This is a genomic window from Streptomyces sp. NBC_00057 (assembly GCF_045041165.1).
GTDB lineage: Bacteria > Actinomycetota > Actinomycetes > Streptomycetales > Streptomycetaceae > Streptomyces.
The window spans coordinates 1,268,105-1,291,882 of sequence record NZ_CP108256.1; the positions used below are offsets into that span (position 1 = coordinate 1,268,105).

7 protein-coding genes, 1 tRNA gene and 6 pseudogenes are annotated in these 23,778 nt (G+C 67.8%); 5 read left to right on the forward strand and 9 right to left on the reverse strand.

The features are described 5' to 3' along the window. Positions 1–100: 100 nt before the first annotated feature. From OG953_RS06175 to OG953_RS06210, 8 genes and pseudogenes are all read right to left on the reverse strand, one after another. The gene (locus tag OG953_RS06175) at positions 101–2,803 is read right to left on the reverse strand and encodes a carboxypeptidase regulatory-like domain-containing protein (RefSeq protein WP_405691671.1); all 2,703 of its coding nucleotides are present in this window, start codon (positions 2,801–2,803) and stop codon (positions 101–103) included. After that, positions 2,792–4,243, reverse strand: a pseudogene (locus OG953_RS06180) (S8 family serine peptidase); the annotation flags it as partial. The pseudogene OG953_RS06180 and the gene OG953_RS06175, both read right to left, overlap by 12 nt. Before the next feature lie 703 nt (positions 4,244–4,946). Then, entirely contained in the window at positions 4,947–7,445 is a 2,499-nt protein-coding gene (locus OG953_RS06185; RefSeq protein ID WP_405691673.1) for a kelch repeat-containing protein, read from the reverse strand. Continuing rightward, positions 7,440–9,092: pseudogene (locus OG953_RS06190) on the reverse strand (S8 family serine peptidase); the annotation flags it as partial. The pseudogene OG953_RS06190 and the gene OG953_RS06185, both read right to left, overlap by 6 nt. Positions 9,093–9,794: 702 nt before the next feature. Beyond that, positions 9,795–12,197: a kelch repeat-containing protein gene (locus tag OG953_RS06195; RefSeq protein ID WP_405691675.1), complete on the reverse strand. Its 2,403-nt coding sequence runs from the start codon at positions 12,195–12,197 to the stop codon at positions 9,795–9,797. A 198-nt stretch (positions 12,198–12,395) separates the two neighbouring features. Beyond that, positions 12,396–13,928, reverse strand: a pseudogene (locus OG953_RS06200) (S8 family serine peptidase); the annotation flags it as partial. Positions 13,929–14,634: 706 nt separating this feature from the next. Beyond that, a complete protein-coding gene (locus tag OG953_RS06205) occupies positions 14,635–18,843 on the reverse strand; it encodes a carboxypeptidase regulatory-like domain-containing protein (RefSeq protein ID WP_405682941.1) in 4,209 nt (1,402 codons plus the stop codon). A 596-nt stretch (positions 18,844–19,439) separates the two neighbouring features. After that, positions 19,440–19,850: pseudogene (locus OG953_RS06210) on the reverse strand (transposase); the annotation flags it as partial. Positions 19,851–20,435: 585 nt separating this feature from the next. On the opposite strand from OG953_RS06210, the gene OG953_RS06215 reads away from it, so the two are divergent. Next, positions 20,436–21,725, forward strand: coding sequence for a glycoside hydrolase family 3 protein (locus OG953_RS06215; RefSeq protein ID WP_405682942.1), 1,290 nt, complete (start codon positions 20,436–20,438; stop codon positions 21,723–21,725). Between the two features lie 13 nt (positions 21,726–21,738). After that, the gene (locus OG953_RS06220; protein ID WP_405682943.1) at positions 21,739–22,623 is read left to right on the forward strand and encodes an endonuclease/exonuclease/phosphatase family protein; all 885 of its coding nucleotides are present in this window, start codon (positions 21,739–21,741) and stop codon (positions 22,621–22,623) included. Between the two features lie 238 nt (positions 22,624–22,861). Here the strand turns inward: OG953_RS06220 and OG953_RS06225 are convergent. After that, positions 22,862–22,935: transfer RNA gene (locus tag OG953_RS06225), tRNA-Pro, on the reverse strand. A 126-nt stretch (positions 22,936–23,061) separates the two neighbouring features. Here OG953_RS06225 and OG953_RS06230 point away from each other — a divergent pair. From OG953_RS06230 to OG953_RS06240, 3 genes and pseudogenes are all read left to right on the forward strand, one after another. Next, complete coding sequence (locus tag OG953_RS06230; RefSeq protein WP_405692449.1) at positions 23,062–23,211, forward strand: hypothetical protein; 150 nt, start codon at positions 23,062–23,064, stop codon at positions 23,209–23,211. Next, positions 23,157–23,390 (forward strand): annotated as a pseudogene (locus tag OG953_RS06235) (transketolase); the annotation flags it as partial. The gene OG953_RS06230 and the pseudogene OG953_RS06235, both read left to right, overlap by 55 nt. 58 nt (positions 23,391–23,448) lie before the next feature. Further along, positions 23,449–23,650 (forward strand): annotated as a pseudogene (locus OG953_RS06240) (transketolase); the annotation flags it as partial. Between the last annotated feature and the right edge of the window lie 128 nt (positions 23,651–23,778).

Sequence of the window (23,778 nt, forward strand, 5' to 3'; positions counted from 1 at the left end):
GGCGGCGGAGAAGGGCAACGGCCCCGCCATCGGATCGATGGCGGGGCCGCGGCCTGTCCGTGCGGGCCGGAGCCGGGCTCGGCCCGCACGAAGCGTCACATCAGGTGCAGGTGCGGTCGGGTTTGAGAGAGAAGTCGGCCGTGGTCGCCATGCCCTTCGTAATCTTGACCGATCGGGTCTGCGTCGCCCAGCCGTCCTTGGCCGCGATCACCGTGAGCGGGTTGTTGCTGACGTCGAGCCAGAGCACGTACTTGCCGTTCCGGTCGGTCCTCAGCGTGTAGCTCGCCGTCTTCGAGGCGATCTGCACGGTCGCTCCCCTCAGTGGCGCGGGCGTGCTGTCGCAGCCGACTCCGGTGACCGTCCCGGTGATCTTTCCCCAGCTCTTGGGCGGGTTCACCGTGAGCGCCACCGGCGCCGGCACAGTCTCGTACGGGGTCTTCGCGCTGACCGTGAGCTCCGCGGTGAACGTGCCCGGCTGGGTGATCTCGGCGACGTTCGCGTTGAAACTCACGTTGACGTCAGCGCTCTCGCCCGGCTGGATCGTCACCTCGGTCTTGTCCACCGAGAGCCAGGGGACTGCGACGCACTGGCCATGGCCGGGCAGCAGCTCGGAACTCCTGACCGGGTCCCACCCTGCGGGGGAACCTCCGATCTTGTAGAGGCCGCAGGCGGATCCGCCGCGGTAGACGGTGTTGTTGGAGTTGGGCAGCCCGGTCCAGGTATCGGAACCCGGGTCGTAGGCGAAGCCCCGGTTGGTGATCGTGGTGAAGCCGTCGGTCACGCCGCCGGACACGAGGAACTTGCCGTCTGCCGCCGAGTAGCCCATCCCCCACAGGTCGGCCGGCAGGTCGGCAACGGCGGTCCAGTTGCGGGACGACGGATCGTAGCTGTAGGCGTGCTTGCTGGCGCTGCCCAGGGTCGCCCCGCCGGCGCAGTACAGCTTGTTCGCGATGGCACCGCAGCCGAGCCAGGAGACCGGCTCCGGATACGCCGCGCCCGAACTCCAGGAGTCCGACACCGGATCGTACGCCTGCACGTCCTTCCCGCTGCAGTCGTCGTACGTGCAGCCGCCGATGTTGTAGATCTTGCCGCCCAGCACGGCCACGCCGGCGCCGGCGTACGGTTTCGGAATGTCGGCGCCGGTGGACCAGGCGCCGGTCGCCGGGTCGTAGATCTCGGTCTTGGACACCGGCCACCCCCATATGTCCCAGCCGCCGAAGACGTAGAGCTTGCCACCGTAGGCGGCTGCCTGCGGCGCCGAACGGCGGATGCTCAGGTTCGGCAGGGCAGTCCACTCCTGGGCCCATGGGTCGTAGACGTAGGCCTTGTTGTACGTTTCGCCGTCAACGCCGCCGCCGGTTCCGCCGACCGAGTAGACCTTGCCGTCGAGGGTGGCCACGGCGTTGTCCATGACCGGTACGGGGTAGTCGGCCACTGTCGTCCACGGCTCCGCGTACGGCGTCACCGAGGGCTCGGCGGCTGCCGTCCGCGTGGTCTTGCCGGGCCGCAATCTCAGGGGGCTGTACTGTCCCTTCATCTCCTGCAGCGGAGCACCCTTCTGCGCCGCGGCGGGCTGGTAGCCGCCCGGCTGCTTACCGATCCGGGCGGTCACCGGGGCGGTTCCGGTGTTCTTCAAGGTCATGGTGGAGCTGCCCTGGCCCTGCCAGTCGACGGTCCGGCTGACCTGGGCAGGGACCGCGATCCGGGGTGCGGGCAGAGCGACCGCACCGTCGGATGCCTGGTCCGGGGCCACGTCGACGGTGATGTCCTGTGGGCTGTAGGAGTTCGCCGCCGTGGCGTTGAACGTGTGCTCCCCGGTGAGCGAGGAGAACATCCAGTAGAAGCCGTCGCCCAGGTCCGGGTCGTTCGGCGTCGCCACCGAGGTCGTCTTCTCCGCGGGCTTGTCGGCCGACGTCACCGAGGCACCGTTGATCCCGGACCCTGTGTTCTTGTCCGTCACCCGGCCGACGACCAGGCCGCCCGGTACCGGGTCGCACGTGCGGTCGCCGAGGAAGACGTCGTCGACCTGCCACCACATGCCACTGCGGGCGGTGAAGTGGAACCTCACCTGGACATTGGCCTTGCCGGCGGCCTGGGGCATTTCCACGACCTCGGTCCGCGGCCCCCGCGCGTCGGTGGCGCGGTGCCAGACGGTGTTCCAGGTCTGACCGCCGTCGACGCTGAGATCGACGTCCCCGGTCTGGCTCAAGGTGTGGTTGTAGTCGGTGCGGAAGGACACGATCGGGTGGGTTTGCCGGCTGAAGTCCATGACCGGGCTGATCAGCGAGCTGTCCTGGCTGTTTCCGAAACCGTATCGCTGGCTGTCGAGGGTGGCGAAGCCGCCGGACGCGCCGGTCTTGTTGCCGCGCTGGCCGGGGTCGTTGAACACCCAGGTCTGACCATTGCCGACCTTGTCGTCGACGGTCCAGCCCGACGGCACGGTGGTGCCGTCGAACGACTCGGTGATGCCGTCGTAGTGGCGGCCGTACCCGGCCACGTTGCAGATCGCCTGGTCGACCGGCGCGTTGACGTCATGCGTCACATCCGCCGAGCCCACCTGAACGTCCTGAGAATCCCGCTTGTAGCCCGGATACACCGGGTCGACCTGCAACGTGTAGGTGTCGGACGCGGGCACGCTCAGGGTGTACCTGCCCGTCTTGGGGTCGGTGTAGGCGACCGCCGTCGTCGGGTCGTCCTTGACCCGCACCGTCGCATACAGCGGCCAGCCGTGACCGGAACCGTCACGGACCACACCGGAGATGTCGACGCTCGGCTTCGCGGTGAGCGCGAAGTTCTCGGTCACCGTCTGCCGGTCGCCGATGACGACACCCGTCACGGTCTTGGTCGCGTATCCGAACCTGCTCGCGCTGACGTCATACGTTCCCGCCGACGCGATCAAGCTGTAGCGCCCCTGCTTGTCCGTCATCACCGAGACGTCACCGACGGTGACCTTGGCCCCGGCCAGCGGAGCGGTGCCGTCGGTGACCGTGCCCGTGACGGTGCCGTGCGGCCCGGAGCGGAACGCCTCGACGTTCATCAGCAGGTTGGGGGAACCGGTGCCCGGGCTGGTCACCACTCCGGTGGTGGCTGAAGCAGTCACCGCTTCCGCGACCTGCGAGGGGGTGGCGGAGGGGTTGTCCGCCAGGTAGAGCGCTGCTGCTCCGGCCACGTGCGGGGACGCCATCGAGGTGCCGTTGAGGGTGTTGGTGGCGGTGTCGCTGGTGTACCACGTCGACTTGATGGATGAGCCGGGCGCGAAGACATCCACTGTACTGCCGTAGTTGGAGAAGCTGGAGCGGGCGTCGCCGCTGGTGGTGGAGCCGACGGTGAGGGCCTCGGCCACGCGCGCCGGGGAATCGGTGCCGGCATCGATGTTCGCGTTGCCCGCCGACACTGTGTAAGTGACTCCGGAGGCTATGGAGTTGCGGACGGCGGTGTCCAGCGCCGTGTTGGCTTCGCCACCGAGGCTCATGTTGGCCACCGCCGGCTTGACGGCGTTGGCGGTCACCCAGTCCACGCCCGCGATGACGCCGGCGAGGGTGCCTTCGCCGTTGTTGTCGAGCACGCGTACCGCGACGATCTTGGCTGCCTTGGCCACACCGTGCGACGAGCCCGCGACCGTGCCCGCGACGTGCGTACCGTGGCCGGCACCGTCCGCGGCGACGTCGTCACCGTCCACCGCGTCGTACCCGTAGCTGGCGCGGCCGCCGAAGTCCTGGTGGCTGATGCGCACACCGGTGTCGATGATGTAGGCCGTGACTCCGGCGCCCGCCGTACCCGCGTAGGTGTAGCTGGTGTCGAGCGGCAGGGCTCGCTGGTCGATCCGGTCCAACCCCCACGAGGGCGGGGAGGGCTGAGTGGCGGTCGGGCCGGTGTCGGTCGCCTTGACGGTCGCGTCCTGCACGACGGACTTCACGGCCGGATCGGCGGCGAACCGCTTGGCCTGCTTCTCCGTCAGCTCGATGGCGTAGCCGTTGAGCGCCGTGCCGTAGGTCCTCTTGACCTTGGCACCGTACTTGGCGGCCAGCGCCTTGCCCTGGCTCGAATCGGCATCGGCACCCTTGCCGAGGATCACGATGTACCGATCCTTGATGGCACCGGACGCGCCCGCATTCTCGATCGTGCCTTCGGGCTGACTCGCCGCTGCCGCGGGCAACGCGGGACCGACACCGAGCGCCAGGGCCGCGACAGTGACCGCGGCCACGCCTCTGAGGGTGCGCCGGGTACGTGCAATCACTCGCATCAAAGCTCCTCTGCGGCGATGGCGAGCGCCACGTTCAGCGCGCAGAGGCGTCCGACCGTCGTGATCAACACGAGCGGAGGCGGCCTAAAGAGGGATGGTCGCACGGAGGGGGGATAAGACATGTCCAGCTCTCTCCTAGAGGGATGCAAAACCACATCGTGAATTCTTAAATCAGGCAGATCTCGGCTCACTTCTTCAGCTGTTCAACCGGACGGGGTCGGCACTTTCCAGCCCCGAGGTGGTGCTCGGGGACACGAGGGGTTCGACAGGACACGGTGCACGAGACTTTGTTCGTTCCTTCTGCCGGATGACAGGTTTGCGCGGACTTTATGGCCGGCGGCACAGCTCCGTCATCGGTCGAAAGTCGGGACGATCCCAACGCCGGCCCGACGAATGTCGAATCATGCAGACGCCGGCGGCTCGACATCCCCCTGAACATGCAAAAACACCTGGCCGGGACGACTGCCCCGGCCAGGTGTGCCCAGCGACCTATGGCCCCGGCCAACTCGGCATGGCGCCTACCACGTGGCCGTACGCCTGGTCGACGTCCGGCTGGGCGGCGAAAAGGGACCGGCTGCCGTGCTCATCCCCGCCCGCTGCGGACCGGGGCGGCCGAGAAGGGTCGCGGCCCCGCCATCGGATCGGTGGCGGGGCCGCGACCTGTCCGTGCGGGCCCGGGCCCGGCCCCGCACGAAGCGTCAGATCAGGTGCAGGTTTGTTTGAGAGAGAAGTCGGCCGTGGTCGCCTGACCCGCCTTGATCTTGACCGATCGGGTCTGCGGCTCCCAACCGTCCTTGGACGCGGTCACCGTGAACGGGTTGTTCCTGTCGTCGAGCCAGAACACGTACTTGCCGTTCCGGTCGGTCCTCAGGGTGTAGCTCGCCGTCTTCGAAGTGATCTGCACGGTCGCTCCGGTCAGCGGCGCCGACCTGCCGTCGCAGCCGACCCCGGTGACCGTCCCGGTGATCTTTCCCCAGGTCTTCGGCGGGTTTACCGTGAGCGTCACCGGCATCGGCACGCTCTCGTACGGGGTCTTCCCCTTGACCGTGAGCTGCGCGGCGAACGTGCCCGGCTGGGTGATCTCGTTCGCGTTGAAGCTCACGATGACGTCAACGCTCTGGCCCGGCTGGATCGTCACCTCGGTCTTGTCCACCGAGAGCCAGGGGACATCGGTCGCGCAATAGCCGGGCAGCAGCTCCGAGTTCTTGGTCGCGGACCACTGTCCGGTCCTACCGTCCGAACCTCCGATCTTGTAGAAGCCGCAGGCGGAGCCGCCGAGGTAGACGGTGTTGTTGGAATTGGGCAGCCCGGTCCAGGTATCGGAACCCGGGTCGTAGGCGAAGCCCCGGTTGGTGATCGTGGTGAAGCCGTTGGTCACGCCGCCGGACACGAGGAACTTGCCGTCTGCCGCCGAGTAGCCCATCCCCCACAGGTCGATCGGCAGGTCAGCGACACGCGTCCATTTGGCGGATGCCGGGTCGTAGCTGTAGGCGTGCTTGGTGGCGCTGGTCTGGGTCGACCCGCCCGCGCAGTACAGCTTGTTCGCGATGGCGCCGCAGCCGAGATAGCCGATCGGTTCAGGGTAGGGCGTGGCCGAACTCCAGGAGCCCGACGCCGGGTCGTACACCTGGACATCCGTGTGGTAGCAGCCGCCACCCTGGTTGCATCCGCCGATGTTGTAGATCTTGCCGCCCAGCACGGTCACGGCAGCGGCGGCATACGGTTTCGGCATGTCGGCGCCGGTGGACCAGGTCCGGCTCACCGGGTCGTAGATCTCGGTCTTGGCCACCGTGTTGTACGCATCGTAGCCACCGAAGACGTAGATCTTGCCACCGTAGGCGGCCGCCTGCGCCCTCAAACGGGCGACTTTCATGTTCGGCAGGGCACTCCACGCCTGGGCGATTGGGTCGTAGACATACGCCTTGTTCGAGCCCGGCGTGGTTCCATCGTGTCCGGCGAACGAGTAAACCTTGCCGTCGAGGGTCACCACGGCGTTGTCCATGACCGGCATGGGGTAGTCGGCCACCGTCGTCCACGACTCCCCGTACGGCGTCACCGACGACTTGGCCCCCGCCGTCTGCGTGGTCTTGCCGGGCCGGAACGGTACGGGCCGGTAGTCTCCCTTCACTTCGTGCAGCGGAGCACCCTTCTGCGCCGCGGCCGGCTGGTAGCCCCCCGGCGACTCACCGATCTGGGCGGTCACCGGGGCGGTTCCGGTGTTCTTCAAGGTCATGGTGGAGCTGGCCTGGCCCTGCCAGTCGACGGTCTTGCTGAGCTGGGCCGAGCTGACCTCGATCCGGGGCGCGGCCAGGGCGAACGTGCCGTCCGTTGCCTGGTTCGGGGCCACGTTGACGGTGATGTCCTGTGCGCTGTAGGCGCTGTAGTAGATCCTCCCCGTGGCGGTGAACGTGTGCTCCCCGGTGAGCGAGGAGAACATCCAGTAGAAGCCGTCGCCCAGATTCGGGTCGTTCGGCGTCGCCACCGCGGTCGTCTTCTCCGCGGGCTTGTCGGCCGACGTCACCGTGGCGCCCTTGATGCCGGCCCCGGTGTTCTTGTCGGTCACCTGGCCGACGACCAGGCCGCCCGGTGCCGGGTCACACGTGCGGTCGCCGAGGAAGACGTCGTCGACCTGCCACCACCACCCAAGGCTGGCGGTGAAGTGGAACCTCACCTGGACATTGGCCTTGCCGGCGGCCTGGGGCAGTTCCACGACCTCGGTCCGCGGCCCCCGGGCGTTGTCGGTGGTGTGGTGCCAGACGGTGTTCCACGTCTGACCGCCGTCGACGCTGAGATCGACGTCCCCGGTCTGGTTGTTGAAGAAGCGGTAGTCGGTGCGGAAGGACACGATCGGGTGGGTTTGCCGGCTGAAGTCCATGACCGGGCTGATCAGCGAGCTGTCCTGCCTGTTTCCGAAACCGTATTTCGCGCTGTCGATGGTGGCGAAGCCGCCGGACGCGCCGGTGTTGTTGCCGCGCTGGCCGGGGTCGTTGAACACCCAGGTCTGGCCGTTGCCGACCTTGTCGTCGACGGTCCAGCCCGACGGCACGGTGGCGCCGTCGAACGACTCCGTGGCGCCGTCGTAGTGGCGGCCGTATCCCGCCACGTTGCAGATCGCCTCGTCGACCAGCGAGTTGACGTCATGCGTCACATCCGCCGAACCCACCTGCACGTCCTGAGAATCCCGCTTGTAACCCGGATACACCGGGTCGACCTGCAACGTGTAGGTGCCGGAGACGGGCACGCTCAGCGTGTACTTGCCCGTCTTGGGGTCGGTATAGGCGACCGCCGCCGTCGGGTCGCCCTTGACCCGCACCGTCGCATACAACGGCCAGCCTTGACCGGAATTGTCACGGACCACACCGGAGACGTTCACGCTCGGCTTCGCGGTCAGCGCGAAGTTCTCGGTCACCGTCTGACCGTCGCCGATGACGACACCCGAAACGGTCTTGGCCTCGTACCCGAACCTGCTCGCAATGACGTCGTGCGTTCCCGCCGACGCGGTCAAGCTGTAGCGCCCCTGCTTGTCCGTCGTCGCCGAGACGTCACCGACGGTGACCCTGGCCGCTGCCAGCGGAGCGGTGCCGTCGGTGATCGTGCCCGTGACGATGCCGCGAGGCCCGGAACGGAACGCCTGTACGTTCATCAGCAGGTTGGGGGAACCGGTGCCGGGGCCGGTCACTACTCCGGGGGTGGCTGAAGCAGTCACCGCTTCCGCGACCTGCGAGGGGGTGGCGGAGGGGTTGTCCGCCAGGTAGAGCGCCGCTGCTCCGGCCACGTGCGGGGATGCCATCGAGGTGCCGGAGATGGTGTTGGTGTCCGTGTCCCCGGTGTACCACGCCGACGTGATTTCCGACCCGGGCGCGAAGACATCCACCTTGCTGCCGTAGTTGGAGAAGCCGGAGCGCGCGTCGCCGCTGGTGGTGGAGCCGGCAGTAAGGGCCTCGGCCACGCGCGCCGGGGAATTGCTGTCGGCATTGACGTTCTCGTTGCCCGCCGCCACGGCGTAGGTGACCCCGGAGGCTATGGAGTTACGGACGGCGGTGTCCAGCGCCGTGTTGGCAGCACCACCGAGACTCATGTTGGCCACCGCCGGCTTGACGGCGTTGGCGGTCACCCAGTCCACACCCGCGACGACGCCGGAGATGGATCCGTTGCCGTTGTTGTCGAGCACGCGTACCGCGACGATCTTGGCCGCCTTGGCCACACCGTACGACGAGCCCGCGACCGTGCCGGCGACGTGCGTGCCATGGCCGGCACCGTCCCCGGCGGTGTTGTCGTCGTCCACGGCGTCGTACCCGTAGCTGGCACGGCCGCCGAAGTCCTGGTGGCTGATGCGCACACCGGTGTCGATGATGTAGGCCGTGACTCCGGCGCCCGCCGTACCCGCGTAGGTGTAGCTGGTGTCGAGCGGCAGGGCTCGCTGGTCGATCCGGTCCAACCCCCACGAGGGCGGGGAGGGCTGAGTGGCGGTCGGATCGGTGTCGGTCGCCTTGACGGCCGCGTCCTGAATGACGGACTTCACGGCCGGATCGGCGGCGAACCGCTTGGCCTGCTTCTCCGTCAGCTCGATGGCATAGCCGTTGAGCGCCGTGCCGTAGGTCCTCTTGACCTTGGCACCGTACTTGGCGGCCAGCGCCTTGCCCTGGCTCGAATCGGCATCGGCACCCTTGCCGAGGATCACGATGTACCGATCCTTGATGGCACCGGACGCGCCCGCATTCTCGATCGTGCCTTCGGGCTGACTCGCCGCTGCCGCGGGCAGCGCCGGACCGACACCGAGCGCCAGGGCCGCGACAGTGACCGCGGCCACGCCTCTGAGGGTGCGCCGGGTACGTGCAATCACTCGCATCAAAGCTCCTCTGCGGCGATGGCGAGCGCCACGTTCAGCGCGCAGAGGCGTCCGACCGTCGTGATCAACACGAGCGGAGGCGGCCTAAAGAGGGATGGTCGCACGGAGGGGGGATAAGACATGTCCAGCTCTCTCCTAGAGGGATGCAAAACCACATCGTGAATTCTTAAATCAGGCAGATCTCGGCTCACTTCTTCAGCTGTTCAACCGGACGGGGTCGGCACTTTCCAGCCCCGAGGTGGTGCTCGGGGACACGAGGGTTCGACAGGACACGGTGCACGAGACTTTGTTCGTCCCTTCTGCCGGATGACAGGTTTGCGCGGACTTTATGGCCGGCGGCACAGCTCCGTCATCGGTCGAAAGTCGGGACGATCCCACCGCCGGCCCGACGAATGTCGAATCACGCAGAAGCCCGGCGGCCCGACATCCCCTGAACATGCAAAAACACCTGGCCGGGACGACTGCCCCGGCCAGGTGTTCCCAGCGACCTACGGCCCCGGCCAACTCGGCATGGCGCCTACCACGTGGCCGTACGCCTGGTCGACGTCCGGCCGGGCGGCGAAAAGGTACCGGCTGCCGTGCTCACCCCCGCCCGCTGCGGACCGGGGCGGCCGAGAAGGGTCGCGGCCCCGCCATCGGATCGGTGGCGGGGCCGCGACCTGTCCGTGCGGGCCCGGGCCCGGCCCCGCACGAAGCGTCACATCAGGTGCAGGTGCGGTCGGGTTTGAGAAAGAAGTCGGCCATGGTCGCCATGCCCTTCGTAATCCTGACCGATCGGGTCTGCGGCTCCCAACCGTCCTTGGACGCGGTCACCGTGAGCGGGTTGTTGCTGACGTCGAGCCAGAACACGTACTGACCGTTCCGGTCAGTCCTCAGGGTGTAGCTCGCCGTCTTCGAAGTGATCTGCACGGTCGCTCCGGTCAGCGGCGCCGACGTGCCGGTACAGCCGACGCCGGTGACCGTCCCGGTGATCTTTCCCCAGGTCTTGGGCGGGTTCACCGTGAGCGCCACCGGCACCGACGCGATCTCGTACGGGGTCTTCGCGCTGACCGTGAGCTCCGCGGTGAACGTGCCCGGCTGGGTGATCTCGACGACGTTCGCGTTGAAACTCACATCGACGTCAACGCTCTCGCCCGGCTGGATCGTCACCTCGGTCTTGCCCACCGAGAGCCAGGGGACTGCGACGCACTGGCCATAGCCGGGCAGCAGCTCGGAATTCTTGGCCGCGTCCCCCCCTGCGGGGGAACCTCCGATCTTGTAGAAGCCGCAGGCGGAGCCGCCGCGGTAGACGGCGTTGTTGGAGTTGGGCAGCGCGGTCCAGGCGTTGGAACCCGGGTCGTAGGCGAAGCCCTGGTTGGTGATCGTGGTGAAGCCGTTGGTCACGCCGCCGGACACGAGGAGCTTGCCGTCTGCCGCCGAGTAGCCCATCCCCCACAGGTCGATCGGCAGGTCGGCAACGGCGGTCCAGCTGTGGGACGACGGATCGTAGCTGTAGGCGTGCTTGGTGGCGCTGACCGGGGTCGCCCCGCCCGCGCAGTAGAGCTTGTTCGCGATGGCACTGCAGCCGAGCCAGGAGACCGGCTCCGGATACGCCGCGCCCGAACTCCAGGAGTCCGACACCGGATCGTACGCCTGCACATCCGTCTTGCCGCAGGCGTCGTCCGTGCAGCCGCCGACGATGTAGATCTTGCCGTTGAACACGGTCACGGCGCCGCCGGCGTACGGTTTCGGGGTGTCGGCGCCGGTGGACCAGGCGCCGGTCGCCGGGTCGTAGATCTCGGTCTTGGCCACCGGCCTCCCGGATGTGTCCCAGCCGCCGAAGACGTAGAGCTTGCCACCGTAGGCGGCCGCCTGCGGCGCCGAACGGGCGATGCTCAGGTTCGGCAGGGCACTCCACGCCTGGGTACCTGGGTCGTAGACGTAGGCCTTGTTGACGGCGATCGTGCCGTTGAATCCACCGACGGAGTAGACCTTGCCGTCGAGGGTGGCCACGCCGTTGTCCATGATCGGCATGGGGTAGTCGGCCACCGTCGTCCACGGCGCCGCGTACGGCGTCGCAGAGGGCTTGACGGCTGCCGTCTGCGCGGTCTTGCCGGGCCGGAATCGCAGGGGGCTGTAGTGTCCCTTCACCTCCTGCAGCGGAGCACCCTTCTGCGCCGCGGCGGGCTGGTAGCCGCCCGGCTGCTTACCGATCCGGGCGGTCACCGGGGCGGTTCCGGTGTTCTTCAAGGTCATGGTGGAGCTGCCCTGGCCCTGCCAGTCGACGGTCCGGCCGACCTGGGCAGGGACCGCGATCCGGGGTGCGGGCAGGGCGAACGTACCGTCAGATGCCTGGTCCGGGACCACGTTGACGGTGATGTCCTGTGGGCTGTAGGAGTTCGCCGCTGTGGCGTTGAACGTGTGCTCCCCGGTGAGCGAGGAGAACATCCAGTAGAAGCCGTTGCCCAGGTTCGGGTCGTTCGGCGTCGCCACCGAGGTCGTCTTCTCCGCGGGCTTGTCGGCCGACGTCACCGAGGCGCCGTTGATCCCGGACCCGGTGTTCTTGTCCGTCACCCGGCCGACGACCAGGCCGCCCGGTACCGGGTCACACGTGCGGTCGCCGAGGAAGACGTCGTCGACCTGCCACCACATGCCGCTGCGGGCGATGAAGTGGAACCTCACCTTGACGTTGGCCTTGCCGGCGGCCCGGGACAGGTCCACGACCTCGGTCCGCGGCCCCCGGACGCTGTCGTTGGTGTGGTGCCAGACGGTGTTCCACGTCTGACCGCCGTCGACGCTGAGATCGACGTCCCCGGTCTGGCCCGGGACGCTGTTGTAGTCGGTGCGGAACGTCAGGGCCAGGTGCGTTCGCCGGCTGAAGTCCATCACCGGGCTGATCAGCGAGCTGTCCTGCGACTTGTCGAGGCCGTATCGCTGGCTGTCGATGATGGCGAAGCCACCGGACCCGCCGGTCTCGTTGCCGCGCCGGCCGGGGTCGTTGAACACCCAGGTCTGGCCGTTGCCGAGCTTGTCGTCGACGGTCCAGCCCGCCGGCACGGTGGTGCCGTCGAACGACTCGGTGGTGCCGTCGTGGTGGGGGCCGTACCCGGCGGCAGTGCAGGTCATCTGGTCGACCGGCGCGTTGACGTCATGCGTCACATCCGCCGAACCCACCTGCACATCCTGAGAGTCCCGCTTGTAGCCCGGATCCAACGGGTCGACCTGCAGGGTGTAGGTGTCGGAGACGGGCACACTCAGGGTGTACTTGCCCGTCCTGGGGTCGGTGTAGGCGACCGCCGTCGGCTCATCCTTGACCCGCACGGCCGCATACAGCGGCCAGCCGTGACCGGAACCGTCACGGACCACACCGGAGACGTTCACGCTCGGCTTCGCGGTCAGCGCGAAGTTCTCGGTCACCGTCTGGCCGTCGGCGATCGCGACACCCGAAACGGTCTTGGTGGCGTACCCGAACTTGCTCGCGCTGATGTCGTAGGTTCCCGGTGGAGCGATCAGGGTGTAGTGCCCCTGCTTGTCCGTCGTCGCCGTGACGTCGCCGACGGTGACCTTGGCCGCTGCCAGCGGAGCGGTGCCGTCGGTGACGGCACCCGTGACGATGCCGCGCGGCCCGGAACGGAACGCCTCGACGTTCAACAGCAGGTTGGGGGAACCGGTGCCCGGGGCGGTCACCACTCCGGTGGTGGCTGAGGAGGTCACCGCTTCTGCGACCTGCGAGGGGGTGGCGGCGGGGTTGTCCGCCAGGTAGAGCGCTGCTGCTCCGGCCACGTGCGGGGACGCCATCGACGTGCCGGAGATGGTGTTGGTGGCGGTGTCCCCGGTGTACCACGCCGACTTGATGGATGACCCGGGCGCGAAGACATCCACCGTGCTGCCGAAGTTGGAGAAGCCGGAGCGGGCGTCGCCGTCGGTGGTGGAGCCGACGGTGAGGGCCTCGGTCACGCGGGCCGGGGACTTGGTGGCGGCATCGGTGTTCTCGTTGCCCGCTGCCACGGCGTAGGTGACCCCGGAGGCTATGGAGTTGCGGACAGCGGTGTCCAGCGCCGTGTTGGCATCGCCACCGAGGCTCATGTTGGCCACCGCGGGCTTGACGGCGTTGGCGGTCACCCAGTCCACGCCCGCGACGACGCCGGAGATGGGGCCGGAGCCGTTGTCGTCGAGCACGCGTACCCCGACGATCTCGGCCTCCTTGGCCACACCGTAGGACGAGCCCGCGACCGTACCGGCGACGTGCGTGCCGTGGCCGTGGCCGTCCTCGGCGATGTCGTCGCCGTCCACGAAGTCGTACCCGTAGCTGGCGCGGCCGCCGAAGTCCTGGTGGCTGATGCGCACACCGGTGTCGATGATGTAGGCCGTGACTCCGTCGCCCGCCGTACCCGCGTAGGTGTAGCTGCTGTCGAGCGGCAGGGCTCGCTGGTCGATCCGGTCCAACCCCCATGAGGGCGGATCGGGCTGAGTGCCGCTCGGGCCGGTGCCGGTCGCCTTGACGGTCGCGTCCTGCACGACGGACTCCACGGCCGGGTCGGCGGCGAACCGCTTGGCCTGCTTCTCCGTCAGCTCGATGGCGTAGCCGTTGAGCGCCGTGTCGTAGGTCCTCTTGACCTTGGCACCGTACTTGGCGGCCAGCGCCTTGCCCTTGCGCGAGTCGGCGTCGGCTCCCTTGCCGAGGATCACGATGTACCGATCCTTGATGGCACCGGGCGCACCAGCGTTCTCGATCGTGCCTTCGGCCTGGCTCGCCGCCGTCGCGGGCAGCGCCGGACCGACGCCAAGCGCCAGGGCCGCGACGGTGACCGCGGCCGCGCACCTGAGGGTGCGCCGGGTACATGCAATCACTCGCATCAAAGCTCCTCTGCGGCGACGGCAAGCACCACGTTCAGCACGCAGACGCGGCCGACCGTCGTGATCAACGTGAGCGGACGCGACCTATAGAGGGATGGCCGCACGGAGGGGGGATAAGACATGTACACCTCTCCTACAGGGATGCAAACCCGAATCGTGAATTCCTAAATCAGGCAGATCTCGGCTCACTTCTTCAGCTGCGACTCGTTCCGCGGCGCAGCGTGCCGTAGTACGGACTGGCGTCCATGACCACGAGGGGTTCGACAGGACACGGTGCACGAGACTTTGTTCGTCCCTTCTGCCGGATGACAGGTTGGCGCGGACTTTATGGCCGGCGGCACAGCTCCGTCATCGGTCGAAAGTCGGGACGATCCCAGCGCCGGCCCGACGAATGTCGAATCATGCAGACGCCGGCGGCCCGACATCCCCTGAACATGCAAAAACACCTGGCCGGGACGACTGCCCCGGCCAGGTGTTCCCAGCGACCTATGGCCCCGGCCAGCTCGGCATGGCGCCTACCACGTGGCCGTACGCCTGGTCGACGTCCGGCCGGGCGGCGAAAAGGTACCGGCTGCCGTGCTCATTCCCGCCTGCTGCAGACCGGGGACGGCCGAGAAGGGTCGCGGCCCCGCCATCGGATCGGTGGCGGGGACCGCGGCCTGTCCGTGCGGGCCGGGGCCGGGCCCGGCCCGCACGAAGCGTCAGATCAGCTGCAGGTTTGATTGAGGGGGAAGTCGGCCGTGGTCGCCTTCCCCGCCTTGATCTCGACCGATCGGGTCTGCGTCACCCAGCCGTCCTTGGCCGCGATCACCGTGAGCGGGTTGTTGCTGACGTCGAGCCAGAGCACGTACTGACCGTTCCGGTCGGTCTTCAGTGTGTAGCTCGCCGTCTTCGAGGTGATCTGCACGGTCGCTCCGGTCAGCGGCGCCGACGTGCCGGTGCAGCCGACTCCGGTGACCGTTCCGGTGATCTTTCCCCAGGTCTTGGGCGGGTTCACCGTGAGCGCCACCGGCACCGAGGGGATCGCCCCGTACGGGGTCTTCGCGCTGACCGTGAGCTCCGCGGCGAAGGTGCCGGGCTGTGTGATCTCGGCGACGTTCGCGTTGAAACTCGCATTGACGTCAACGCTCTCGCCCGGCTGGATCGTCACCTCGGTCTTGTCCATTGAGAGCCAGGGGGCATCGGCCTTGGCGCACAGGTCATGGCCGGGCAACAGCTCCGATTTCTCAGAACCGTAGAAGCGTCCGGTGGAGCCTCCGATCTTGTAGAAGCCGCAGGCGGAGCCGCCGCGGAAGACAGCGTTGTTGGAGTTGGGCAGCGCGGCCCAGGTATCGGAACCCGGGTCGTAGGCGAAGCCCTGGTTGGTGAGCGTGGTGGAGCGGTTGGTCACGCCGCCGGACACGAGGAGCTTGCCGGCCGACACCGAGTAGCCCATCCCCCACAGGTCGATCGGCAGGTCGGCGACGCGAGTCCATGTGGCGGATGCCGGGTCGTAGCTGTAGGCGTGCTCGCTGCCGACGCCGAACCCGCCCGCGCAGTACAGCTTGTCCGCGATGGCACCGCAGCCGAGCCAGGAGGTCGGCACTGGATACGCCGCGCCCGAACTCCAGGAGTTCGCCGCCGGATCGTAGACCTGCACATCCTTCTTGCCACACTCGGACCCGGCCGAGCAGCCGCCGACGATGTAGATCTTGCCGTTGAGTACGGTCACGGCGCCGCCGGCGTACGGTATCGGCATGTCGGCGCCCGTGGACCAGGCGCCGGTCGCCGGGTCGTAGATCTCGGTCTTGGCCAGCGGCTGCCCGTGTGTGTCCCAGCCGCCGAAGACGTAGAGCTTGCCACCGTAGGCGGCGGCCTGCGGCGCCTCCCGGGCGACGCTCAGGTTCGGCAGAGCACTCCACGCCTGGGCCACCGGGTCGTAGACATAGGCCTTGTCGAGGAAGTTCGTGCCGTCGAATCCGCCGACCGAGTAGACCTTGCCATTGATGGTCGCCACAGCGTTGTCCATGACCGTTACGGGGTAGTCGGCCACCGTCGTCCACGGCGCCGCGTACGGCGTCGCCGACGGCTTGGCGGCCGCCGCCCGTCCGGTCTTGCCGGGCCGGAACGGCACGGGGCTGTAGTCTCCCTTCACCTCCTGCAGTGGAGCGCCCTTCTGCGCCGCGGCGGGCTGGTTGCCGCCCGGCCACTCACTGATCTTGGCGGTCACCGGGGCGGTTCCGGTGTTCTTCAAGGTCATGGTGGAGCTGCCCTGGCCCTGCCAGTCGACGGTCTTGCTGAGCTGGGCCAGGACCTCGATCCGGGGTGCGGGCAGGGCGAACGTACCGTCAGATGCCTGGTCCGGGGCCACGTTGACGGTGATGTCCTGTGCGCTGTAGGAGTTCGCCGCCGTGGCGGAGAAGTTGTGCTCCCCGGTGAGCGAGGAGAACATCCAGTAGAGGCCGTCGCCCAGGTTCGGGTCGTTCAGCGTCGCCACCGAGGTCGTCTTCTCCGCGGGCTTGTCGGCCGAGGTCACCGTGGCACCGTTGATCCCGGCCCCGGTGTTCTTGTCCGTCACCCGGCCGACGACCAGGCCGCCCGGTACCGGATCGCACGTGCGGTCGCCGAGGGAGACGTCGTCGACCTGCCACCACAGGCCCCAATCGGCGGTGAAGTGGAACCTCACCTGGACGCCGGCCTTGCCGCCGGCCCGGGACAGGTCCACGAGCTCGGTCCGCGGCCCCCAGGCTCTGTCGTTGGCGTGGTGCCAGACGGTTTTCCACGTCTGGCCGCCGTCGACGCTGAGATCGACGTCCCCGGTCTGGTTACCTATGCCGTTGTAGTCGGTGCGGAAGGTCAGGACCGGTTGGGCTCGCTGGCTGAAGTCCATGACCGGACTGATCAGCGAGCTGTCCTGTGAACTGTCGCGACCGTAGTAATCGCTGTCGATGATGGCGAAGCCGCCGGACCCGCCGGTCCTGTTGGGGCGATTGCGGGGGTCCTTGAACACCCAGGTCTGGCCGTTTCCGACCTTGTCGTCGACCGTCCATCCCGCCGGCGCGGTGGTGCCGTCGAACGACTCGGTGGTGACGTTGTAGTGGAAGCCGTACCCGGCGGCAGTGCAGGTCATCTGGTCGACCGGCGCGTTGACGTCATGCGTCACATCCGCCGAACCCACCTGCACATCCCGAGAATCCCGCTTGTATCCCGGATACACCGGGTCGACCTGCAGGGTGTAGGTGTCGGAGACGGGCACACTCAGCGTGTACTTGCCCGTCTTGGGGTCGGTGTAGGCAACCGCCGTCGGCTCGCCCTTGACCCGCACTGTCGCATACAGCGGCCAGCCGTGACCGGAACCGTCATGGACCGTACCGGTGACGTTGACGCTCGGCTTCGCGGTCAGCGCGAAGTCCTCGGTCACCTTCTGCCCGTCGGCGATCGCGACACCCGAAACGGTCTTGCCGGCGTACCCGAACTTGCTCGCGCTGACGTCATACGTTCCCGGTGGCGCGGTCAAGGTGTAGCGCCCCTGCTTGTCCGTCGTCGCCGTGACGTCACCCACGGTGATCTTGGCCGCCGCCAGCGGAGCGCTGCCGTCGGTCACCGTACCCGCGACAGTGCCGCGCGGCCCGGAGGGCACGGGGCGGAACGCCGCGAGCCCGTTCGGGGTGCCGAGCCCGGTCGGCCCGTCATATCCCGGCCCTGCGTTGCAGAGGTACGCAGCCGTGCAACTTCCGTTGCTTCCGGACGTCACATCATTCAGCGCGGAGGGCTGGGCATACGGGTAGGAGTTGGGCGCCGAACCCGCCGCCGGCGTCCCCGCCATCGCGTAGACCGACGCGATGATCGGGGCGGCCGCGCTGGTGCCGCCGAAGACCTGCCATCCACCGTTGTAGACCGCCACACCGGTGCTCGGGTCGGCGACCCCGGACACATCCACGATCGTACGGCGCGCGCACTCGGTGTCCTGCTGGAACGACGGCTTGGGCTGGTACTTCGAGCAGCCGCTGCCCGAACCACTCCATGCGCTCTCGGTCCAGCCGCGGGTGGTGGAGGTGTCCTTGACCAGCGAGGTGCCACCGACCGCCGTCACGTACTGCGACGAGGCCGGGTATGCGACGCGGTAACCGCTGTCACCGCTGGCAGAGGTGATCGCGACACCGGGGTGGTTGAAGAAGGCTTCGTCGTCGCTCTGGTTCCTGGAAAGTTCCCAACCGCCCCAGCTGTTGGAGACGTACTTGGCGCCCTGGGCGACCGCCTGGTTCACGGCCGGGCCGAGGTTGTCCAGGCTGTTGTTGTCGGCCTCGACCAGCAGGATCTTGCAGGTCGGGCAGGTCGCGCTGACCATGTCGAGGTCCAGCGCGATCTCCGCGGCCCACCCGGAGTTCGCCGGCGGATAGCTGGTGGCGCCGCGCTGGTCGATCTTCTTGAAGCAACCGTTGGCCGTGGTGCACGGCGGCAGCCCGTACTGCTGACGGTAGACGGCCAGGTCCGCCTCTGCGTTCGGGCTGTCGTACGCAGCCACGATGGCGACCGTCTCAGTGGATCCGGCAGAGGGCAGGTTGTACGCGCTCTGCAGGTCGGCCGGACCGAAACCGGCCGGAGCGACATCAGCCTGGAGACCCTTCGCCGCGACGACATCGGTGCGGACCATGGCGAAGCACGACATCTCACCGGCTTTTGACGGCTTGGCGCACACCTGATTGGTGGGATGCCGGCCAGGCGAGGCGGCGGCCTTCGTGGTCGGGACAGGATTATTGGCGGAGGTAGCGGAGGCGGTGGTGGTGGAGGCGGAGGCCGCGGTCGGCACAGCGATCACCGTGAGTGCGGTGACGGCGAGCGCCACGATCAGCGCGCAGACGCGTCCGACGGTCGTGTTTAACGCGACCTGACGCGACCTGCGGCGGGATGGTCTCGCGACATGGGGATGAGACATGTACACCTCTCCTACTGGGTGCATGCAAACCCGAATCGTGAATTCCTCATCAGGCAGATCTCGGCTCAGCCGTACTTCTTCAGCTGCGACTCGTTTCCGCGGCCCAGCGTGCTTTAGTACGGAATGGGGTCCGTGATCACGGGGAGCTTTTCGGCCGGATGTTTTCGGCCGCGATCATTTCGGTCTCTCCGTCGCCGCCATAGTCCACGGCAGGTTCCAGCACGTGCTCACGAATCGTGACCCTCGCCACTCCTCATGCGATAACGAAACGCGAGAATATGTTCATTACCGTGCTTCCGGAAGCTGGATCAACCGGACGAGGTCGGCACTTTCCAGCCCCGAGGTGGCGCTCGGGGACACCAGGGGTTCGACAGGAAACGGTGCACTTTGTCCGTCCCTTCTGCCGGATGACAGGTTTGCGCGGACTTTATGGCCGACGGCACAGCTCCGTCATCGGTCGAAAGTCGGGATGATCCCAGCGCCAGCCCGACGAATGTCGAATCATGCAGACGCCCGGCGGCTCGAAATCCCCTGAACATGCAAAAACACCTGGCCGGGACGACTGCCCCGGCCAGGTGTGCCCAGCGACCTATTGATCAGAAACTCAAATGGTTCTCTTCGAGGGTGTAGCGGACGTGGGGGCCGCCGAAGCAGCCGCGGACGATGTGGGGCCGGCGTTGGCGGCGGTGGAAGAACCTGCGGATCTCGGCGGCGAGTTGAGCCTGGTCGCGGGCCCGGCTGCTCATGGGCAGGCTGCGTTTGAGGTCGGCGTCGACGAGCTCGTCGGGGTTCAGCTCGGGCGAGTACGAGGGCAGGAAGTGCAGCTCGATCCGGTCGGCGTGGTTGACCGGCCACGCACGGACCTTGCGGGATCGGTGTGCGCAGTGGCCGTCCACCACGAGGTGGATCTTGCGGTCGAAATGACCGAGTAGCCTGTCGAGGAAACGGCACATGACCTTCGCGTCGAAGGTCTCGGTGAACACCATCAAGTGCATCCGCCCCTTCGTACCTTTACCCCCAGGAGTGAGGGTCAAGGAAATTTCTTGCACATAACGGACCCATGTAGGACGAAAGTTGTGTGCTGGCGCGCCCATCGTTCGGTATCGCGCGGGGCGTGTGGTCCCCAACTGGTCCCTACATTGGAACTGCTGCCCTGTTGTCAGATACCCGTACGTTGCTGCGTCGAGGGAGCCATCGACGAGGCGGTTGCCCTGCCGGACCCCCGCTCGCCGATGAACGCGCTCGAGGCCGTCGTGCGGCCGGGTCGCCCATACGTGCCGTCCAGGCCGGGCCGTACGAACGCCGCCGCTCCCGGCGGCCCCGCTATGGGTCTTCGGAACCGGACGTCAGGCGGTGCACGATGATGAACCGGATGAGGCGAGCAGGTGGTGGCCCGTGATCAGTCTCCAGCGACTTGTCGACGCCGTGGGACCGTCGGTGCTGTCAGGGGCAGGCGCCCCCGACAGGGCTTCGGTCCCGGTGGGCGATGTGGTGATCGCTGAGCCGGACGGCGAGCTCGAGCTGCGTACAGGCGACGTGGTTCTCGGCGTGAACCTGATCGACCGGAAGGCTGCCCTCGGGCTGCTGTCGCTGTGCGTTCGGCAGTCCGCGGAACCGGGCAGGAGCTGCGGTCCGTCGGTGTCAACCAGAACCTGGCGCCGGTGGCCGACGTCAATGTCAACCCGGCCAACCCGGTGATCGGGGTGCGGTCCTTCGGCGAATCTCCCGAGATGGCCGCCGAGATGGTGGTCGCGCAGTTGCGCGCCTACCAGGACGCCGGTGTGGCCGCGACCATCAAGCACTTCCCCGGCCACGGCGACACAGCGGTCGACAGCCACAGCGGACTCCCGGTCATCAGCCACTCCCGTGCGGAGCTGGACCGGATCGACCTGCCCCCGTTCCGGGTCGCCATTGCCGCGGGCGCCGATTCGGTGATGACCGCCCACATCGTCGTGCCGGCGCTCGACCCGTCCGGCGATCCCGCCACCCTGTCCTACCCGATCCTCACCGGGCTGCTGCGCAAGGAACTCGGTTACGACGGCGTCGTGGTGACCGACTCGCTCGGTATGGCCGGCGTGCGGCAGAAGTACGGCGACGAGCGGGTGCCGGTGCTTGCGCTCAAGGCGGGCGTCGATGTGCTCGTCAACCCGCCGGTGATGCGCATCGCCTGTGACGCGGTTCTGGCTGCGGTCCGCAACGGTGAGCTCACCGAGCGCCGCATCGATGAGTCGGTGACCCGAATACTGCGGCTGAAGTGGCACCGCGGAATCGTCCGCTCGCCCTTCGCCGACACTGCGGACATCGCAGGCACGGTCGGCAGCCCGGACCACCTCGCCGTCGCCCAGCGGATCACCGACCGCACCACGACGCTACTGCGCGACGAGCCGGGCGCACTCCCGCTGGGGCCGACGGGCCAGGTGCTGGTCACCGGATGGGACGACCCGGCGGCGCCGATGACCACCGCGGCGCTGGGCCGGGCGCTCACCGACCGGGGCCTGACGGTGGACGTCCTGAGCACGGGGGCGAAGCCGTCCCGCGCACGCATCGACGCCGCCGTTGCGGCCGCGCTGTCGCATGACACCACGGTGGTGCTCACCAACCGCGCGGCCGGCGATTCCGGTCAGCAGCAGCTGGTCCAGGCGCTGCTGGCGTCCGGTGCGCGGGTCGTCACGGTGGCCGTGCGCGATCCGTACGACGTGATGCGCTTCCCCGAGGCGCCCACCTACCTCACCACGTATGCGTTCAACGAGGTGGCGATGCGCTCCCTCGCCGGGGTGCTGACCGGAGCGATCAAGCCGGCCGGACGCCTTCCCGTGACCATCCCTGATCCGGCCAACCCGGGAACGGCCCTGTTCCCGTTCGGTGCCGGCCTCACCATCTGATCCGGAGAAATTCATGAAGCTCATATCCCGACGTCCCGCCCGCGGCAGCCACGCGGCCGCTGCGGTGCTCGCCGTCACCGCCGTGCTCGCCAGTGCGGCGCCCGTGAGCGCCGCGACCACCGACGTCCCCGGGGCGAAGGCCCCGGCGGTGCCGCTGCGGGTCGCGACCTACAACATCCACGCCGGGGCCGGCGAGGACAACGTCTTCGACCTGGACCGCACTGCGGCGGCGATCCGTGATCTGAACGCCGACGTGATCGGCCTCCAGGAGGTCGATGTGCACTGGAGCTCCCGTAGCAACTTCGTTGACGAGGCCGAGGAGCTGGCCGACAAGCTGGACATGAAGGTGTTCTTCGCACCGATCTATGACAATGACCCCGCCACCGAGGGCGGGGACCGGCAGCAGTACGGCGTCGCCGTGCTGAGCCGCTACCCGGTGCTCGAGGCCGAGAACCACGACATCACCCGGCTCTCCACCCAGACGCCCAACCCGGTGCCCGCCCCGGCGCCCGGCTTCGCCGAGGTGACGGTCAACGTCAACGGCTCGCACGTGCACGTCTACTCCACGCACCTGGACTACCGGGCCAACCCGTCGGTCCGCAGCGCGCAGGTCACGGACATGCTCAATGTGCTTGCCGAGGATTCCGGTCCGAAGGTCCTGGTCGGTGACTTCAACGCCGAGGCCAGTGCCCCGGAGTTGGCGCCGCTGTGGCAGGAGCTGCAGGACGCCGCCCCGAACGGCGGCAAGACGTATCCGGCTGTCAATCCGTTCAAGCGCATCGACTTTGTGACCGCCTCCCCCGACATCACCGTGGTCAGTGCGCAGGACGTCGCGACGGACGCTTCGGACCACCGCCCCGTGGTCGCTGACCTGGAGCTCCACCAGCGCGGCGCCTGAACCGCGCCCGGCCGGGTGGAGCAACCCCCGCCCGGCCGTGGGGCAACCCCATCACCGCCGCCGGCGCCGCGCTCTCCGCTCACCTCAGCGTGCTGCAGGCCCCGCGTTCGCTACCAGTGCAGATCGCCGCCGCAACCTGACGCGGTCAAGGTGCCTGGTCCCCAACTGGTCCCCAGGAATGGCCAAGGGGCTGTTTCGGATTCCTCCGAAACAGCCCCTGACCTGCGACTCCTTCGAGTCGGGACGACAGGATTTGAACCTGCGACCCCTTGACCCCCAGTCAAGTGCGCTACCAAGCTGCGCCACGTCCCGATACCCGCCTGACCTGGGGTTTCCCCCTGGCCGAACGCGCATGAGAACAATACCGCACTTCGACGGGTGGTCACGAACGCCTTTCCGGCTTGACCTCAACCAAACTTGATGTTCAACGCTGGATCCATGACGAACACGACTGCTGCGCCTACAGGCGACTACCACGAGATGAACAGGCTGATGAGCCTGATGACCGGGGACGAGAAGCACGGCCCTGCCGCGACCTCCTCGCCTACGCGGGCCCGGCAGGGCTGGAACAGCTGCACACCGTGGTGATCGACAACGCGTCGGCGTCCTACGGCCGGCCCGGTGGCATCGCGGCCCGGTTCGAGGCTGCGGGCCGGTCGGTCGACTCCGTCGACGGACGGGACCACGAAGCGTTGTACGCGGCCTTCACGGCGCCACGCCCTGGGCGGCCGCGGGCCGTGGTCGTGCGTGTCGACCCCAAGAACTGAACACACCGGGCGAAAACCGAAGAGACAGAATCAACGAAACCGGAGAGGGACACTTCACATGGACACGATGCGTGACCGCTTCGACCACCTCACAGCTGCTGGACGAGGACCCCCGCCTCGCGCTGGTGCCGGCCGAGATCAGCCGGGACGGCTTCGACCGGGCCGCGCAGGCCCATCCGGACCGGGTCATCAATGTGGGATTCAGGGAACAGCTACGCTTGCCGATGCTTATCGGGCCTGGGCGGTCGAGGAGCCGCACCGTTATCTGCTGATCCAGGGCGCACCCGTGCCGGGCTATGTCGCTCCGGACGACACGCTGGACCGGGCCCGTGCCGTTCTCGGGCCTTTCCTGGCTGTCTTCGCCGACGGGACACCGGGAGCCCAGGTC